This is a genomic window from Achromobacter mucicolens, from assembly GCF_029866465.1.
In the GTDB taxonomy this organism is placed as follows: Bacteria; Pseudomonadota; Gammaproteobacteria; order Burkholderiales; family Burkholderiaceae_B; genus Achromobacter; species Achromobacter mucicolens.
On sequence record NZ_CP123364.1, the window covers coordinates 3585542 to 3601694 of the forward strand.

Below are 16153 nucleotides of genomic sequence, written 5' to 3' on the forward strand. Positions count from 1 at the left end.
GTTGAAATTTGGGGTTTGGCATATCGGTGGTCGGCGGCGAGGGTGACACAAGTTCGTGACATCTGGGCGATTCCAGGGTGTCAGCGCAGCGCCTCGTAGATGCGGATTGCCAAGTCTTGCGAGATGCCGTCTACCGAGGCCAGGTCCTCGATGCTGGCGCGGGCAACGCCGGAGAAGCCGCCGAAGCGGGCCAGGAGGCGCTGGCGGCGGCGGGCGCCCACGCCTTCGATTTCTTCCAGGCGCGAGACGTTGCGTGTCTTGGCGCGGCGGGCGCGCATGCCGGTGATGGCGAAGCGGTGGGCCTCGTCGCGCACCTGGGCGATCAGCATCAGCGCGGCGGATTCGCCGCCCAGGGCGACCGGCGGACGGCCGTCGGCGAAGACCAGGGTTTCCAGGCCGACCTTGCGCCCTTCCCCCTTGGCCACGCCCACCAGCGTCTGGATGTCCAGCCCCAGTTCCGCGAAGACCTTGCGCGCGACCTCGACCTGGCCCTTGCCGCCGTCGATGAGGACAAGGCCGGGCATCTGCGCGTCGCCGTCGGCCACCTTGGCAAAACGCCGGGTCAGGACCTGGCGCATGGCCGCGTAGTCGTCGCCGGGCGTGATGCCGGCGATGTTGTAGCGGCGGTACAGCGAAGGCTGCATGTCGTGGTGCTCGAACACCACACAGGAAGCCTGGGTGGCTTCGCCAGCGGTGTGGCTGATGTCGAAACACTCGATGCGCAGCGCGTCAAGCGCGGCTTCGTCGGTGTCCAGGTCCAGCGCTTCAGCCAGCGCCAGCGTGCGGGCCGCCCGGGCGCCGGATTCGGTCAGCGCGCGGGCAAGCGCCATTTCGGCGTTCTTTGCCGCTTGCTCCAGCCACGACCGGCGCGTGCCCTGCGGCCGCGACAGCACCCGCGTCGGCCGGCCGCCCGACTGCTCGACCAGCAGCGCGATCAGTTCGGGATCGGGCAAGGTGTGCGAACACACCAGGATCGGCGGCATCGCGTTCTCGGTGTAATGCTGGGCCACGAAGGCTTCCAGCACCTGCGGCGCGGCCTCGCCTTCGGCGTGCGAAGGAAAGAACGGCTTGTCGCCCAGATGGCGGCCGCCGCGCACCATCGCCAGATTCACGCAGACCTTGCCGCCGGCAATGGCCACCGCAATGATGTCGGTGTCTTCGCCGCTGACGTTTTCCATGGTCTGCTGGTGCAGCACGCGCGCCAGCGATCCCATCTGGTCGCGCAGCGCCGCGGCTTCTTCGAAGCGCAACTCCATGGAAGCCTGCTGCATGCGGGCCTCGATCTCGCCCATGACGTCCTTGGCCTCGCCGTTCAGAAAGCGGACGGCGCGATGCACGTCGCGGTCGTATTCGGCCGCTTCGATGGCGCCCACGCAAGGCGCCGAGCAGCGCCCGATCTGATGCAGCAGACAGGGGCGCGAGCGGTTGGCGAACACGCTGTCTTCGCACGTGCGCAGGCGAAAGACCTTTTGCAGGATCTGGATGGTTTCGCGCACGGCCCAGGCATTGGGAAACGGGCCGAAGAACTGGCCGCGCTTGTTGGTGGCGCCGCGGTAGTACGCGATGCGGGGCCAGTCATGCCCCGTGATGTGCAGGTACGGATAGGACTTGTCGTCGCGAAACAGGATGTTGTAGCGCGGCTTCAGGCTCTTGATGAGGTTGTTTTCCAGGATCAGCGCTTCGGCCTCGGAGCGCGTCACCGTGACCTCCAGCCGCGCCACCTTGGCCACCATCTGCGCGATGCGCGGGCTGGACAGCGTCTTCTGGAAATACGACGAGACGCGCTTCTTCAGGTCGCGCGCCTTGCCGACATACATGACCTCGCCGGCCGCATCCAGGTGCCGGTAGACACCCGGCAGATGCGGCAGGTCAGACAGGAACGATTTGAGATTGAAGTCGTCGGGCATTCTGGTAACGGCTTTCGGCCTGCAAGGTATCCCAATCGGGCGCATCGAAACGCGGCATCAGGCGCCGGATGCGCGCAACGGACTCGGGCGCATGGTCGAACTCAAGGCGCGACAGCAGGTCGTCGGCCAGGTCCGGGCGGTTGCACACCAGCACCATGTCGCAACCGGCGCGCAGCGCGGCGTTGGCCCGGTCCAGGATGTCGCCCGCGACCGCGGCGCCTTCCATGGTCAGGTCATCCGAGAACACCACGCCATCGTAGCCCAGGCGCTTGCGCAGGATGTCCTGCACCCAGCGCTTGGAAAATCCGGCCGGGTGCTTGTCCACCTTGGGATAGATCACGTGCGCGGGCATGACGGACGGCAGGACCGCATCGCCCAGCCACGCGTAGGGCGCGGCGTCGTCCTTCATGATCTCGTCCAGCGTGCGCGGATCGACGGGGATCTCGTGGTGCGAGTCGGCCTCGACGTAACCGTGGCCGGGGAAATGCTTGCCGCAGGCCGACATGCCAGCCAACGCCAGGCCTTGCACCAGCGCGCGCGACAGCATGGTCACGACGCGGGGATCGGCGTGGAAGGCGCGGTTGCCGATGACCTTGCTGACGCCGTAATCCAGGTCCAGCACCGGCGTGAAGCTCATGTCCACGCCGCAGGCGCGCAGTTCGGCCGCCAGGACGTACCCGGCCTCGGTGGCCAGGCGCATCGCCTGCAGCGGATCCTGATCCCACAACTGGCCCAGCGCGCGCATCGGAGGCAACGGCGTGAAACCGTCTTCGCGGAACCGCTGCACACGGCCGCCTTCGTGGTCCACCAGGATCAGCAGCGGCTCCTTGCGCGCCCTGTGGATCTGACGCGTCAGCGCGGTGAGCTGGGCGCGGTTCTCGAAGTTGCGGGCAAAGAGGATGACGCCGCCCACCAGCGGGTGGCGCAGGCGCTTCTTTTCCGCCTTCGTAAGCGTGTATCCCGCCACATCGACCATCACGGGGCCGGGGGGCAGGACCGCCTTGGATTTCTTTTTGGCCATGGAGGTGTCCTTGTAGATGTGCGGCAAGCCGGCGGGAAACATCCCGGGCTCAGGGCTTGCGCTCGACCACCACGTACGCGGCGGCCATGTCGGATTCATCGGTAATGGAAACGTGGGCCGCGCCGAACCGTTCGGCATACCAGGCCTGCAATTCGGGCGCGATCACCAGCACCGGGCGGCCGCCCGGCGCATTCAGCGTCTGCACGCGCCGCCACGTCATCGGCATGCGCATGCCCAGGCCGATCGCCTTGGAAAAGGCTTCCTTGGCCGCAAAGCGCGTGGCAAGGAATCGCAGCCCGCGGACCGGGTCGCGCGCGCGGCGGGCATGGAATTTGACGAGTTCTTCGGGTCCCAGGATCTTTTCGGCGAACCGGTCGCCGTGGCGCGCCAGCGCGCGCTCGATCCGGTCGATGCGCAGGAGGTCCATGCCGATGCCGGCAATGGCGCCGGCGGGCGTGGCGGAAGAAGAGTCGGACATCGGCATCGCCTGGCTAGCGGTCAAAACGCGTCATCGGCCCGCGTTCAAAGCCCGCGCAGCGCGTGCAACCGCGCCTGCACCATCAGCGCCTTCATGTCGCGCACGGCTTTTTCCCAGCCGTCGAAGATCGCCTGCGCCACGATGGCGTGGCCGATGTTGAGTTCGGAAATGCCGTCCAGCGCGGCCACCGGCTTGACGTTGCCGTAATGCAGGCCATGTCCGGCGTTCACGCGCAGCCCGTGGCGCAGCCCTTCGGTCACGGCCAGGCGGATGCGCTGCAGTTCGGCGTGGGCGGCCTCGCCCTCGGCCTCGGCATAGGCGCCGGTGTGCAGTTCGATCACGGGCGCGCCGGCCTTGGCGGCGGCGGCGATCTGAACCGGGTCCGGATCGATGAAGAGCGAAACGCGAATGCCGGCTTCGGTCAGAAGCGCCACCGCGTCGGACACCGGGCCCATCGCGCCGGCCACTTCCAGCCCGCCTTCCGTCGTGAGCTCGGTGCGCTTTTCGGGCACCAGGCACACGTCGCTGGGCTTGACCGCGCAGGCGATCTCAAGCATTTCCGGCGTGACCGCGCATTCCAGGTTCATGCGGGTGCGCAACTGCGGGCGGATCGCGTAGACATCGGCATCCTGGATGTGCCGCCGGTCTTCGCGCAGATGCAGCGTGATCAGGTCGGCGCCGGCGTCCTCGGCGCGCAGCGCCGCGGCGATCGGGTCGGGGTACGCCGTGTGGCGCTGCTGCCGCAACGTGGCGACGTGATCGATATTTACACCAAGTTCTATCATTGCACTTTCGTTGTTTCTTCCCAGCCGCCGCCCAGCGCCTTGTACAGCTCCACGCGGTTGATCAGCGCGGCCAGGCCGGTTTGCACCAATGCGAGCTGGGCGTTGAAAAAGTCCACCTGCGCGGTCTGCACCTGCAGGTAGCTGTCGATACCGTTGGTATAACGCAAATTCGACAACTCCAGCGTCCGCGCCGACGAATCCTGCAGCGCGCGCTGGGCATCGAGCTGCGCCCCGTAGGTGGCCTCGCCCGCCAGCGCGTCCGAGACTTCGCGGAACGCCTGCTGGATGGTCTGCTCGTACTGCGCCACGGCGATATTGTCGCGCGCCTTGGCCAGGTTCAGTCCTTCGCGGATACTGCCGCCCGCAAACAGCGGGGTCGTGATCGACGGCGAGAAGCTCCAATACCCCTGCCCGCCCTTGAACAGATCCCCCAACGACGGGCTGGCCACGCCCAAGAGGCCAGTCAGCGAGATGGTCGGGAAGAACGCCGCACGCGCCGCGCCGATGTTGGCGTTGGCGGACAGCAGCTGGTTTTCGGCGGCGGCGATGTCGGGCCGGCGCTCCAGCAGATCGGACGGCAGGCCCGACGGCACCGCGGCCAGCACCTGGTCGCGGCCGAACGTGGCCGGCGGGGGCAGCGTGTCGGGCAGCGGCGTGCCCACCACCAGGACCAGCGCGTTCATGGCCTGCGCGCGGGCGCGGGCCAGTTGCGCCAGGTCGGCAGAGGCCGTGTCCAGCAGCGACTTGGACTGGTTCAGGTCCAGTTCGGAGGCCACGCCGCCGTCGAAGCGGCGCTTGACCAGGTCATACGATTCCTGGCGCGAGGCCAGCGTGCGCTGCGTCAGGTCCAACTGGACTTCAGCGGCGCGCAGGTTGAAATACGACTGCGCGACCGAACCCACCAAGGTGATGTGAACGGTCTTTTGCGCCTGCTCGGTCGACAGGTACTGCTGGTACGCGGCTTCGGACAAGTTGCGCAGGCGGCCGAACAGGTCGATTTCGAACGTGGTCAGGCCGATGCCGGCCTGATAGGAACTGCTGATCGAGCTGGAATCCGGACCGCCGGGCCGCATGTTGGCCGGCAGGTGCTGGCGCTGGCCCTGGATGCCGGCGCCGATGCTGGGCCACTGCGCGCCGCGCTGGATGCCGTATTGCGCCCGGGCCTCTTCGACGCGCTGGACCGCGACGCGCAGGTCGCGGTTGTTGACCAGCGCAAGCTCGATGAGGGCCTGCAGGCGCGGATCGCGGAAGAATTCGCGCCAGCCCAGGTCCGCCGCAGGTGTGCCGGCCTGCGGCACGACGTCGGCGGCGGGCTGCGAGCCCAGCGTGGTGGCGCGCGAGTACGCGCCGTATTGCACCTTGGGCTGATCCGGCCACGCCGGGCTGACCGGCGCGTCGGGACGCTTGTAATCGGGCGCCAGCGAGCAGCCGGCCAACGCCACCGCCACAAAGGCGGACAAGGCGGTCTGTCTGAACATCAGGGCTTTCATTCCTTGCCCTCCTGGCCACCAGTGGGTTGTGCGGTCTGCGGCGTTGCCGGGGCAGCGCCCTTTTCGGCCGCCGCCTTCTTTTCGGCCTGCTCCTGCTCGAAGGCGCGCAGTTCGGCGCCGAGCAGACGCGGGCGGGTCTTGAACAGGCCCAGCACCACCACGAAGAATGTCGGAACGAAGATCACGGCGAACGGCGTGGCGGCCAGCATGCCGCCCAGCACGCCCAGGCCCACCGCGCGCTGGCTGGCCGCGCCCGCGCCGGTGGCCAACGCCAGCGGAATCACGCCCAGGATGAACGCCAGCGACGTCATCAGAATGGGCCGGAAGCGCAATCGCGCGGCCTCCACTGCGGCCTCGTACAGGCCCATGCCGCGCGCGTACTGGTCCTTGGCGAATTCCACGATAAGAATGGCGTTCTTGGCCGCCAGCCCGATCACGGTGACCATGCCGACCTGGAAGTACACGTCGTTGGACATGCCCAGCGCACTGACCAGCGCCACCGCGCCCAGCATGCCCAGGGGCACCACCAGCATGACGGAGATGGGGATGGCCCAGCTTTCATACAGCGCGGCCAGCACCAGGAACACGACGAGGAGCGACAGGCCCATCAGGATGGGGGCCTGGTTGCCGGCCTGCAATTCCTGGTACGACAACCCCGTCCACTCGTAGCCGAAGCCTTGCGGCAGCTGAGCGACCAGCCGCTGCATTTCTTCCATGGCCTCGCCGGTGGAGTAGCCCGGCGCCGAGCTGCCGCCGATACGCATCGACTCGTAGCTGTTGTAGCGCACGACCTGCACCGGTCCCTGCACCCATTCGCCCGTGACGAACGTGGACAGCGGCACCATGCCGCCCTGCGCGTTGCGGGCGTTCAGCTTGAGCACGTCGGACAATTGCATGCGGTACGGCGCATCGGCCTGGACCCAGATGTTCTGCATCCGGCCCAGGTTGGGGAACTTGCTCAGGTACGCCGAGCCGACCGCGGTCGAGATGAGCGATGCGGCTTCGTTGAAGTCCACGCCCAGCGCGGCCGCCTTGTCGCGGTCGATGTTCAGGCTGAGCTGCGTGCCCGCCGACAGGCCCGTGATACGGACTTGCGACAGCACGGGGCTCTTCATGGCCTCGCCCATCAGTTGCGCGGTGGCAGCCGCCAGGGCCTCGGTGCCGGCGGCGCCGCGATCCTGCAGGCGCAAGTCGAAACCGGTGGCGTTGCCCAGCGACGAGATGGCCGGCGGAACCAGCGTGAAGACCTGCGCGTCATGGATGCCCATGAGCTGCTTTTCGAACGCCGTGAAGGCGATCGCGCCGGCCGAATCCTGGCGTTCCTTGCGGTCCTTGAAGTCCTTGAGCGTCGTGAAGGCGATGGCCGCGTTCAGACCGTTGCCGTTGAAGCTGTAGCCCTGCACGGCAATGATGTTCTCGACGGCGGGAATGCCCTGGAAGTATTTTTCGACCTGCTCGATGACCTCGACGGTACGGTTGGCGCTGGCGCCGGTGGGCAGCTCGATGTTGCTGACCACGTAGCCCTGGTCTTCCTCGGGCAGGAACGACGACGGCAGGCGCAGGTAGAGCCAGCCCAGCAGCAGGACCAGCACCAGGAACGCCAGCATCATCCGGCCGCCCTTGTGCAGGATGCGCGACACCCAGTTCTGGTAGCCGTGCGTGGTGGCGTCGAACTTGCGGTTGAACCAGCCGAAAAAGCCCTTCTTGTCCTCGTGGTGGCCCTTGGCCACCGGCTTGAGGATCGTGGCGCACAGCGCCGGCGTGAAGGTCAGCGCCAAGAGCGCCGAAAAGAAGATGGACACGGCCATGGCCACCGAGAACTGGCGGTAGATCACGCCCACCGACCCGCTCATGAAGGCCAGCGGCAGGAACACGGTCACCAGCACCAGCGTGATCCCGATGATGGCGCCGCTGATCTGCGGCATGGCTTTTTTGGTGGCCTCTTTGGGCGGCAGGCCCTCGGTCGCCATGATCCGCTCGACGTTTTCGACGACCACGATGGCGTCGTCCACGAGAATCCCGATGGCAAGCACCATCGCGAACATGGTCAGCACGTTGATCGAGAAGCCCAGCGCCAGCATCACGGCGAACGCCCCCAGCATGGCCACCGGGACCACGAGCGCCGGGATCAGCGTGTAGCGCACGTTCTGCAGGAACAGGTACATGACCAGGAACACCAGCACCATGGCTTCGGCCAGGGTATGGAGCACCTGCTCGATGGAGACCTTGACGTAGGGCGCGGTGTCGTACGGCACCGAATACTGGATGTTGCCCGGGAAGTACTTGGACAGTTCCTGCATCTGGTTGCGCACGCCCTGCGCCGTGGCCAGCGCGTTGGCGTTGGGCGAGAGCACAATGGCGAAGGCCGCCGTGGGCTTGCCGTTCAGGCGCGCGCCGAACTGGTAGTTATCGGCGCCGACCTCGATGCGGGCGACGTCGCGCAGCAGCACCTTGGAGCCGTCGGTGTTGGCACGCAGGACGATACGGCCAAAGCCGTCGACCGTGCTCAACTGGCCGTTGGCCGTGACCGTGGCGGTGATGCGCTGCGATTCCGGGTTGGGCGGCGCGCCGATGCTGCCGCCGGAGATCAGCACGTTCTGGCTGGCGATGGCGTTGTTGACCTCGGCCATGCTGAGATTGAAGCCGACCAGCTTGGCCGGGTCCAGCCAGACGCGCATCGCCCGAGGCGCGGCGAACAACTGGAACTGGCCCACGCCCGGCACCCGCGAAACCGGGTTCTTCACGTTGCGGGTGATGTAGTCGGCCAGCGCCGTCTGGTCCAGCGAGCCATCGGTGGACGACAGCGTCACGATCATCAGAAAGCCGGTACTCGTCTGCTCGTACTGCAGGCCCTGCTGCTGCACCGCGCTGGGCAGCTGGGCGATCACGTTGGACACGCGGTTCTGCACGTCCACCTGCGCCAGGTCAGGATTGGTGCCCGGCGCGAAGGTCGCGGTGATGGTCGAGGTGCCGTAGGAGTCGCTGACGGACTCGTAGTAGATCAGGCCCTTGGCGCCGTTGAGCTGGTCTTCGATGATGCTGGTGACCGACTCGGCCACTTCGGGGGCCGACGCGCCGGGGTAGGTCGCGGTGATCGTAATGGCCGGCGGGGCCACATCGGGGTACTGCGCAACCGGCATGTTCGGGATGGCCAACACCCCTGCCAGCAGAATGAAAAGGGCAACTACCCAGGCGAAGATTGGTCGATCGATAAAAAATTGCGGCATGTGGGCTGACTCTGAAAGCGATGCTCACCAAAGAGGAACGCGGCGCTTGCTGCGCCGCGTGCCGCTTACGATTTCTGGCCGGCGGCCTTGTCCTGCGGGGCCGGCTCGGCCGGCTTGGCGCCGGGCTGCTGGGCGGGTTCGGCCGGTTTGGCGCCGGGCTGCGCGCCAGGTTCGGCGGGCTTGGCGCCGGGCTGCGCGGCGGGCGCGCCGCCCTGCGCGGGCGTGCCGCCCCGGTTCCATTGGCTGACCTGCACCGGCGCACCGGGGCGGATCTTCTGGAAGCCTTCGACCACGACCACGTCGCCTGCCTTCAGGCCGCTGGTGACCAGCCAGTTGTTTTCGTACGCGCCGCCAGTGGTGACCGGCGCCTGCGCGATCTTGTTGTCGCGCACCAGCATCAGGCTCTGCTTGCCGTCGGCCGTGCGCTGCAGCGCCTGCTGGGGAACCAGCAGGGCAACATCGTCAAAGCCCTGCTCCAGGCGGACCCGCACGTACATGCCGGGCAGCAGGATGCCATCGGGATTGGGGACCTCGGCGCGCAGGTTCACCTGGCCGGTGCTGGGATCCACCGTGATGCCGGTGAACAGCAGCTTGCCGGGATGTTCGTATTCGGAGCCGTCTTCGAGCACGACGGTGGCGCGGGCGGCGTCCTTGCCCACTTGCTGCAGACGGCCGCTGGCAAAGGCGCGGCGCAGGGCGGCAAGGTCGGCGGTGGACTGCGTGAAGTCGACGTAGATGGGATCGAGCTGCTGCACCGTGGCCATTTGCGTGGCGGACGTGGATTCGACCAGCGCGCCCTCGGTGACCAGCGGCTTGCCGATACGGCCGGTGATCGGCGAGGTGACGTCCGTGTAGCTCAGGTTGATGGCGGCGTTGTCCTGCGCGGCCTTCGCGGCGGCCACGGTGGCGTCTGCCTGACGGAAGGACGCCACGGCGTTGTCGTATTCCTGCTTGCTGACGGCGTTGGCCTTGACCAGCGGCGCGTAGCGGTCGGCCAGGAGCTTGGCGCTGAACAGGTTGGCCTGCGCCTGCTTCAACTGCGCCGTCGCCTGATCGTAGGCGGCCTTGTAGGGCGCCGGATCGATCTTGAACAGCAGCTGGTTTTCCTTGACGTCGCCGCCCTGCTCGAAGGTGATGCGCTGCACGATGCCGGTGACCCGGGCGCGGATCTGCGCGTCGCGCACGGCATCCACGCGGCCCGGCAATTCCGAGACGATGGGCGCGCGCTGCGGCTGCACCGTGACCACGCTGACCTGGGGCATGCCGGGATTCATTTGGGGCTTTTCCCCGCAACCGGCCAATATCAGCGCGAGGACGCCGCCGGAAACAGCCAGACCCGAAATTCGTTTAGGCGAAAACCGCATTGAAACCCCCGCGTAGCGTAATGAATCGCATCGTGAAATCGCGTCAGGAACCGCAGCAATTCGAACGTGCCGAAGAGCAGCGATCAAATCATGACCAAGCGTCACCAACGACACGTGAATAGCCCAGTAATGTAACTCAGATATTGGGGAAATCACGTACTTTTGGGGGGTGCGGGGGAACTTTCAGGCGCAATCGCGCAACAGTTATTTGCTGCTGGCGAGCTCTCGGAGATTGCCCAGGAACGCATAGCCGACGCCATGCACGGTGTGCAGGGGCAGCCGCGCACCCGCTTGGCGGACCTTGGTGCGCAGCCGGCAGATCGCGACATTCAGCGACCGCATGTTCATGCCGCCACGCAGGTGTTTCACTTCCTCGCGGACCAATTCACGCTGCGGATTCCTGACCAGGCACGCGAAGCAGGCGCGCTCGACTTCGGTGAGGTCCAAGCGCGCGCCGTTGGGCAATTGCAGCGTCCAGCCCCAGTAGAGCAGGCTCCACCACCCGTCCACGGGGTCTTGGGGCAGGCCCGGCGCCCAGCCGGCGGGCGGTTGCGTCCGCGCGGGGCTGCATGGAGGGCTGCATGCGGCGTTGCTGGCGGACGTACGCGCGGGCTTGCGCGTGCCGGGCTTGGCAAGGAAGGGAGCGGGCACAGGAGCATTCAAGGCGGATCTCCACCAGGATGGCCGCCGGCATGCAAGGGGCGGCCCGTCCCGGAACAAGGTTGCGGAATGTCCTTGAAGCCTACCTGCGCGGCGCGGATTTCAGCCCGTCGCCGCGCATCTATCAGACCAATCCGACCTGCACACCCCGCCAACCACGGTAAGCCGCCGCCGTGCTACGAATGATGGGTCCCGTTGCGATGGATATCGTGCGTGACAAAGCAGCTGTCCTGCGTGGGCCGGGCCAGGATGCCGGGTTTTTCCAGCGTATGGCGGATGTCCGCCAGGCCCGACTCCCAGTGCTCACGCATGGCTTCGGTGCCGAACTCGTAATCCTTGGAGTAGCGCTCGCGGTGCTTGGCTTCGTAGATGAGGTTGACGATGTTGGTGGCCGGCGTGTGCGAAAGCTTGCGGATGTCCGCCAGGTCGGGCGCGCTGCGCTCGCTTTCCGGCAGGCGTTCCAAGAGGCGCTGCAAGCCGTGCCGCAGTTTCAGGACGCGCCGCAGCTGGTCGGTGACCAACCGGGTGCGGCTGGAATACTGGATGTCCTTTTGCCGCTCGGCCACCTCTTCCAGCGACGTCGGCAGCGGGCCGCGCGCGGGCCACAGGTCGACCTGGAACGCCAGCGTGTCGCGCAGGTTGTCCGTGGTCAGCACCTGCGCAAGCGGCGTGTTGGAGACGATGCCGCCGTCCCAGTAATGCTCGCCATCGATCTCCACCGACGGAAAGCCGGGCGGCAAGGCGCCCGACGCCATGATGTGCTCGGGCCGCAGGGTGTCGTGCAGGCTGTCGAAATACGCAAAATTGCCCGAACGCACGTTGACGGCGCCGAAGCTGGCCCGCACCGCGCCGCTGTTGAGCAGGTCGAAGTCCACGAACTGGCGCAGGGTGGCGGCCAGAGGCGTCGTGTCGTAGAAGCTGGTGGAGGCGGCGCCGCGCCCGCGCACCAGGTAAGGCGGCGGAAAGCGCGGCTTGAAAAAGCCCGGCTGGCCGGTCAACAGGGCTTGCAGCGCGGAGACCTGTCCGTTCATGGCGGGCGAGCCAAACCCGAACGGCACCCCTTCGAACATGCCGTCCAAGGTGTCGCCCCACGGCAGCGCGGCAAAGCCCGTAGGCCTGCAGATGCTTTCCCAGAAGCCGCGCAGGCGCTCGACGCGCTCGTCTTCCGGGGACCCGGCGATGATGGCCGCGTTGATCGAACCGATGGAAATGCCGGAAATCCAGTTGGGCCGGATGCCGGCTTCGTGCAGGCCCTGGTACACCCCTGCCTGGTACGAACCCAACGCCCCGCCCCCCTGCAGCACGAGCGCGACGGTGTCGTAGGGCGGCGTGTCGCCGGTGTCTTCGGCCAGGGCCTCGCGGCTTGCAGTCATGCGGCGTCCTCTAGCGCTTGGTCTTGTCCGGCACCTGCGGCGTGCCGACGCCGGCCCGGAACGGATACTTGGCGAAGATCTCCGCCACCACCTTGTCCACGTTCTGCTGCGAACCGGCGCTGCCCGGATCCTGGACTTCGCCGACGGCGACGCCCTCCCAGACCAGTTGCCGCCGCCGCGCATCGACCAGGTCAACGCTGAGCGTGCCCTCGGTGTATTGATAGACGTCGTCGCCCCACCCATAGCCGGGCCAGCCGCCGTAAAAACCGGTGCGGTAGCCGTAATACGGACCCATGGGCGCGAAGCCGGGCGTGACTTCGGTCTGCTGCTGGAGCTTGGCGCCAAAGTTCAACAACAGGTCGGGATTGGTGGCGCTGTAGGTATACCCGCGCATTTCCATCTGGCCGCGCGCCGCGCTCTTCAGGCGTTCAGTCAGCAGCGTGTTGTAGCCGGCCTTGTCCGTACCCAGCGGAGACATGTAGCCGAAGGTCTGATACTGCGCGAAATTGGCCTGGTGGTCATAGTCGCTCTTGACCGTTGGACCGGAGGCGCAGGCCGCCAGCAATGCCGTCATGGAACCCGCCGTCAGCATTTTCAACGCTTTCATGTCGATCTCTCCGTGAGTTCAAGGCGACAACATAGTGCCGCGAAGCCACCAAAGTTTCAACAGAATCTCATTCGCAACCACCAGACCTTCGCCCGGAATCGTCGCGGCCGCATTGCGCCCCGCGCCCGGTCCGTTACACTTCCCGTCGCTCCCGGCCACTCCTACCGACACGCGCATGCTTGAACTCGACGGCTCCATTTGGTTTCGCTCCGGCGCCCAGACCTGGGGCGGCAAGAACCGCATCGACCTCCTGGCGCAGATCGACGCCACCGGATCGATCACGGCGGCGGCACGCGCCGTGGGCATGAGCTACAAGGGGGCCTGGGACGCCATCGACGCCATGAACAACCTGGCCGGTGAACCGCTGGTGCTGCGCGCGGCGGGCGGCAAGGGCGGCGGCGGCACGCAGCTTACCGATCGGGCGCGCGGCCTGATCGCGACCTTCCGGGCGCTTGAAGTCGAACACCGCAAGTTCATGGACAACCTGACGCGCGCGGGGCTGGATGCCAGCGGCGACATCGACCTGATGAGGCGATTCATGCTCAAGACCAGCGCACGCAATAAATTCCTGGGGACCGTCATCGAGATCCGCGCGGGCGCCGTCAACGACGAAGTGCTCCTGCGTATTGCCGGCGGTCATACCGTTACAGCCACGATCACGCGTGAAAGCACGAAAGAACTGGGCCTGGCTCCCGGCAAGGAAGCCATCGCGCTGGTCAAGGCGTCGTCGGTCATCGTGGGCGCGCCGGGCCCGGGCCTGCGCCTGTCGGCGCGCAACCAGTTGCAGGGGCGCATCACCGACCTGCGGCCGGGCGCCGTCAACAGCGAGATCCTGATCGCGATGGACGGCGGCACGACGCTGGCCGCCATCGTCACGAACGAAAGCGCGGCCGACCTGAAACTGGACGTTGGCGCCGAAGCCGTGGCGATTTTCAAGGCGTCCAGCGTGATCCTCGGCGTGCTCGACTGACGCGCAGCCGCCGGCGTAGGCGGCCGCCACCCCGGCGCACTAGAGCCCGACGTCCTCGTCGTGGCGCCCCACCCTGCCCTCGCGCACTTCAAAGACCTCGTCGGCTAGCGCCTCGACGTCCGCGGGATCGTGCGTGATCAGCAGCATCGGCACATCCAGCTGGCGTTGCAGCGTATCCAGCTCTTGCCGCATCTTGCCGCGCAGCTGCGAGTCCAGCGCGGAAAACGGTTCGTCCAGCAGCAGGATGTCGGGCTGCAGCATCAGGGCCCGCGCCAGGGCGACGCGCTGCTTTTGCCCGCCTGAAATTTCGTGGGGGTAGCTGCCGACGATGGCGCCCAGCTCGAACGCGTCGACCCAGCGCCGGGCCTCACGCGTCACCTCGCGCCGGGGCGGATTGAACCACCCGCGGCGCAGGCCGAAGGCGATGTTCTGCGCCACGGTCAGGTGGGGAAACAGCGCATAGTCCTGGAACAGGTAGGCCACGCGGCGGGTCCGCGCGGGCAGGCAGATGCTTGCCTGGCTGTCGAACAGCACCCGTCCGTTGACCTCGATGCGGCCGGCATCCGGGCGCAGCAGTCCGGCCACCGCGCGCAGGGTCAGGCTTTTCCCCGCGCCGGACGGGCCAAACAGCGCGATGCGCTTGGCGGCCGACTTGAATTGCACGTCGAGTTCGAACTTCCGATCGCCCGACACCATGTGCTTGCGCACGGAAAGGTCGATGCTCATCGCCCGCCTCCGTTGCGCTGGCCGGCGCCAATAGGCACCAGCTTGCCGGCGGCCAGCAGCACGACGATGCAGGTCACGGACGTGACCAGCACCAGCATGTTGGCGGTGGCGTCGTCGCCGGCCTGCACGGCTTCGTAGATGGCGACCGACAACGTCTGCGTGCGGCCCGGCAGGTTGCCCGCGATCATCAGCGTGGCGCCGAACTCGCCCAGCGCCCGCGCAAAGGCCAGCAGCACGCCCGCGGCGATCCCGCGCGCGGCCAGCGGCAAGGTGACGCGAAAGAACACGCCCGCCTCGCCCACGCCCAGCACGCGCGCCGCGTTTTCAAGCTGGCCATCCACGCTTTCGAAGGCGGCGCGGGCCGACTTGAACACCAGCGGAAAAGCCACCACGGACGCCGCGACCACGGCGCCCTGCCAGGTGAAGACGAGTTCGATGCCCCAGCCCGCCAGCGTTTCGCCGATGATGCCGCGCCGGCCCAGCAGCACCAGCAGGTAGTAGCCCAGCACGGTCGGCGGCAGCACCAGCGGCAAGGTCAGGATGGCGTCCAGCAGGTCGCGGCCTGGCCAGCGCCAGCGGGATAGGCAATACGCCGCGGCCGTGCCGGCCACGGTCGCCAATAGCGTCGCCCAGCCTGCCACTTTCAACGAAAGCAGCAGCGGGACCCAGACCGGATCACTCATCGGTATTCACTACGATTGAACGGACACTCAGGGCTTTTGGAATCCATAGCGCGACAGTATCGCCTGCCCGGCCGGCGACAGCACATACTTGACGAAGCTTTCGGCTTCGTTGGCGGCGGCCTCGCGCGTGGTCAGCGCAATCGGATAGGTCACGGGCGTCTGCGACGGCACGCGCACGGCCACGTTGACCTTGCCCGGCATGACGGCCGCGTCGGTGGCGAACACAAAGCCCGCATCGACCTCGCCGCGCGCCACGTAGTCCAGGCTCTGGCGCACGTTCTGCGCCAGCACGCTCTTGGCCTGCACGGCATCCCACAGGCCCTGGGCCTGGAGTGCAGCCTGCGTGTAGCGGCCCACCGGCACCGAGGACGGATTGCCGTAGGCAATGCGCTTGATCTCGGGACGCTCCAGGTCCTTGAGCGTCTTGATGCCGGCCTTGCTGTCGGTCGGGACGATCAGCACGATCTCATTGGCCGCGAAATCGACCCGCGACGCGGGCTTGACGGCCTTTTCCTCGACCGCCTTGTCCATGGCCTTTTGGTCGGCCGACGCAAACACGTCGGCGGGCGCGCCCTTCACGATCTGCTGAAGCAGCACATCGGAGGCGCCGAAATTCAGGATCACCTTGGTGCCGGGGTGTTCCTTTTCAAAGCCTTGCGCGACGTCCTTGAATGCGTTGGTCAGGCTGGCGGCGGCCGACACCACCAGTTCCCCCGCGCTGGCATTGGCGCCCCACGCGGCGGCGAGCGCCAGGGTCAGCGCGATGAGCGGGCGTTTGTGAAGCATGTCCTTCTCCTGTGGAAACCAACGATTCGGCATCGAAATATATCCAGGTATATAACGCTCGTCAATTTTGGCCCAG

At 66.9% G+C, this 16153-nt stretch carries 14 protein-coding genes; 1 reads left to right on the forward strand and 13 read right to left on the reverse strand.

The annotated features are described in order from the left end of the window. Positions 1-80 precede the first annotated feature (80 nt). The 10 genes from uvrC to QEP15_RS16455 form a co-directional block, all read right to left on the reverse strand. The gene (uvrC, locus tag QEP15_RS16410) at positions 81-1907 is read right to left on the reverse strand and encodes an excinuclease ABC subunit UvrC (protein WP_226846315.1); all 1827 of its coding nucleotides are present in this window, start codon (positions 1905-1907) and stop codon (positions 81-83) included. Beyond that, positions 1870-2928: a beta-N-acetylhexosaminidase gene (nagZ, locus tag QEP15_RS16415; protein ID WP_152384914.1), complete on the reverse strand. Its 1059-nt coding sequence runs from the start codon at positions 2926-2928 to the stop codon at positions 1870-1872. Before nagZ ends, uvrC begins: the two co-directional genes overlap by 38 nt. A gap of 49 nt (positions 2929-2977) precedes the next feature. Beyond that, positions 2978-3412 carry a holo-ACP synthase gene (gene acpS / locus QEP15_RS16420; RefSeq protein ID WP_152385544.1) on the reverse strand — a complete coding sequence of 145 codons (435 nt, stop codon included), beginning with the start codon at positions 3410-3412 and terminating at the stop codon, positions 2978-2980. 38 nt (positions 3413-3450) lie between these two features. Then, complete coding sequence (pdxJ, locus tag QEP15_RS16425) at positions 3451-4191, reverse strand: pyridoxine 5'-phosphate synthase (RefSeq protein ID WP_062839094.1); 741 nt, start codon at positions 4189-4191, stop codon at positions 3451-3453. Further along, positions 4188-5681, reverse strand: a complete 1494-nt coding sequence (locus QEP15_RS16430) for an efflux transporter outer membrane subunit (protein WP_152384916.1) — start codon at positions 5679-5681, stop codon at positions 4188-4190. Before QEP15_RS16430 ends, pdxJ begins: the two co-directional genes overlap by 4 nt. Continuing rightward, the gene (locus QEP15_RS16435) at positions 5678-8908 is read right to left on the reverse strand and encodes a multidrug efflux RND transporter permease subunit (protein ID WP_152384917.1); all 3231 of its coding nucleotides are present in this window, start codon (positions 8906-8908) and stop codon (positions 5678-5680) included. Before QEP15_RS16435 ends, QEP15_RS16430 begins: the two co-directional genes overlap by 4 nt. Before the next feature lie 65 nt (positions 8909-8973). Next, the gene (locus tag QEP15_RS16440) at positions 8974-10272 is read right to left on the reverse strand and encodes an efflux RND transporter periplasmic adaptor subunit (protein WP_152384918.1); all 1299 of its coding nucleotides are present in this window, start codon (positions 10270-10272) and stop codon (positions 8974-8976) included. Between the two features lie 204 nt (positions 10273-10476). Beyond that, entirely contained in the window at positions 10477-10935 is a 459-nt protein-coding gene (locus tag QEP15_RS16445; protein ID WP_376751082.1) for a winged helix-turn-helix domain-containing protein, read from the reverse strand. A 173-nt stretch (positions 10936-11108) separates the two neighbouring features. Further along, the gene (locus tag QEP15_RS16450) at positions 11109-12305 is read right to left on the reverse strand and encodes a DUF3734 domain-containing protein (RefSeq protein WP_175155871.1); all 1197 of its coding nucleotides are present in this window, start codon (positions 12303-12305) and stop codon (positions 11109-11111) included. Between the two features lie 10 nt (positions 12306-12315). Next, positions 12316-12912: a DUF4136 domain-containing protein gene (locus QEP15_RS16455; RefSeq protein ID WP_180098340.1), complete on the reverse strand. Its 597-nt coding sequence runs from the start codon at positions 12910-12912 to the stop codon at positions 12316-12318. 175 nt (positions 12913-13087) lie between these two features. Here QEP15_RS16455 and QEP15_RS16460 point away from each other — a divergent pair, with 175 nt between their 5' ends. Then, a complete protein-coding gene (locus QEP15_RS16460) occupies positions 13088-13882 on the forward strand; it encodes a TOBE domain-containing protein (RefSeq protein ID WP_152384921.1) in 795 nt (264 codons plus the stop codon). Positions 13883-13921: 39 nt separating this feature from the next. Here QEP15_RS16460 and QEP15_RS16465 read toward each other — a convergent pair whose 3' ends face one another. Genes QEP15_RS16465 through modA form a run of 3 tightly spaced genes read right to left on the reverse strand, consistent with a single transcriptional unit; the run spans position 13922 to position 16077 of the window. After that, on the reverse strand, positions 13922-14608 hold the full coding sequence (locus QEP15_RS16465) for a sulfate/molybdate ABC transporter ATP-binding protein (RefSeq protein ID WP_279990622.1): 687 nt from the start codon (positions 14606-14608) through the stop codon (positions 13922-13924). Beyond that, positions 14605-15291, reverse strand: a complete 687-nt coding sequence (modB, locus tag QEP15_RS16470) for a molybdate ABC transporter permease subunit (protein WP_056323878.1) — start codon at positions 15289-15291, stop codon at positions 14605-14607. The genes QEP15_RS16465 and modB overlap by 4 nt, the downstream gene beginning before the upstream one ends. Positions 15292-15318: 27 nt before the next feature. Next, the gene (gene modA, locus QEP15_RS16475; RefSeq protein ID WP_152384922.1) at positions 15319-16077 is read right to left on the reverse strand and encodes a molybdate ABC transporter substrate-binding protein; all 759 of its coding nucleotides are present in this window, start codon (positions 16075-16077) and stop codon (positions 15319-15321) included. Positions 16078-16153 lie beyond the last annotated feature (76 nt).

Bases quoted from the DNA above. Each gene is read 5' to 3' on its own strand.
- uvrC (WP_226846315.1), bottom strand. From the start codon at position 1,907: ATGCCCGACGACTTCAATCTCAAATCGTTCCTGTCTGACCTGCCGCAT.
- nagZ (WP_152384914.1), bottom strand. From the start codon at position 2,928: ATGGCCAAAAAGAAATCCAAGGCGGTCCTGCCCCCCGGCCCCGTGATG.
- acpS (WP_152385544.1), bottom strand. From the start codon at position 3,412: ATGCCGATGTCCGACTCTTCTTCCGCCACGCCCGCCGGCGCCATTGCC.
- pdxJ (WP_062839094.1), bottom strand. From the start codon at position 4,191: ATGATAGAACTTGGTGTAAATATCGATCACGTCGCCACGTTGCGGCAG.
- QEP15_RS16430 (WP_152384916.1), bottom strand. From the start codon at position 5,681: ATGAAAGCCCTGATGTTCAGACAGACCGCCTTGTCCGCCTTTGTGGCG.
- QEP15_RS16435 (WP_152384917.1), bottom strand. From the start codon at position 8,908: ATGCCGCAATTTTTTATCGATCGACCAATCTTCGCCTGGGTAGTTGCC.
- QEP15_RS16440 (WP_152384918.1), bottom strand. From the start codon at position 10,272: ATGCGGTTTTCGCCTAAACGAATTTCGGGTCTGGCTGTTTCCGGCGGC.
- QEP15_RS16450 (WP_175155871.1), bottom strand. From the start codon at position 12,305: ATGACTGCAAGCCGCGAGGCCCTGGCCGAAGACACCGGCGACACGCCG.
- QEP15_RS16455 (WP_180098340.1), bottom strand. From the start codon at position 12,912: ATGAAAGCGTTGAAAATGCTGACGGCGGGTTCCATGACGGCATTGCTG.
- QEP15_RS16460 (WP_152384921.1), top strand. From the start codon at position 13,088: ATGCTTGAACTCGACGGCTCCATTTGGTTTCGCTCCGGCGCCCAGACC.
- QEP15_RS16465 (WP_279990622.1), bottom strand. From the start codon at position 14,608: ATGAGCATCGACCTTTCCGTGCGCAAGCACATGGTGTCGGGCGATCGG.
- modB (WP_056323878.1), bottom strand. From the start codon at position 15,291: ATGAGTGATCCGGTCTGGGTCCCGCTGCTGCTTTCGTTGAAAGTGGCA.
- modA (WP_152384922.1), bottom strand. From the start codon at position 16,077: ATGCTTCACAAACGCCCGCTCATCGCGCTGACCCTGGCGCTCGCCGCC.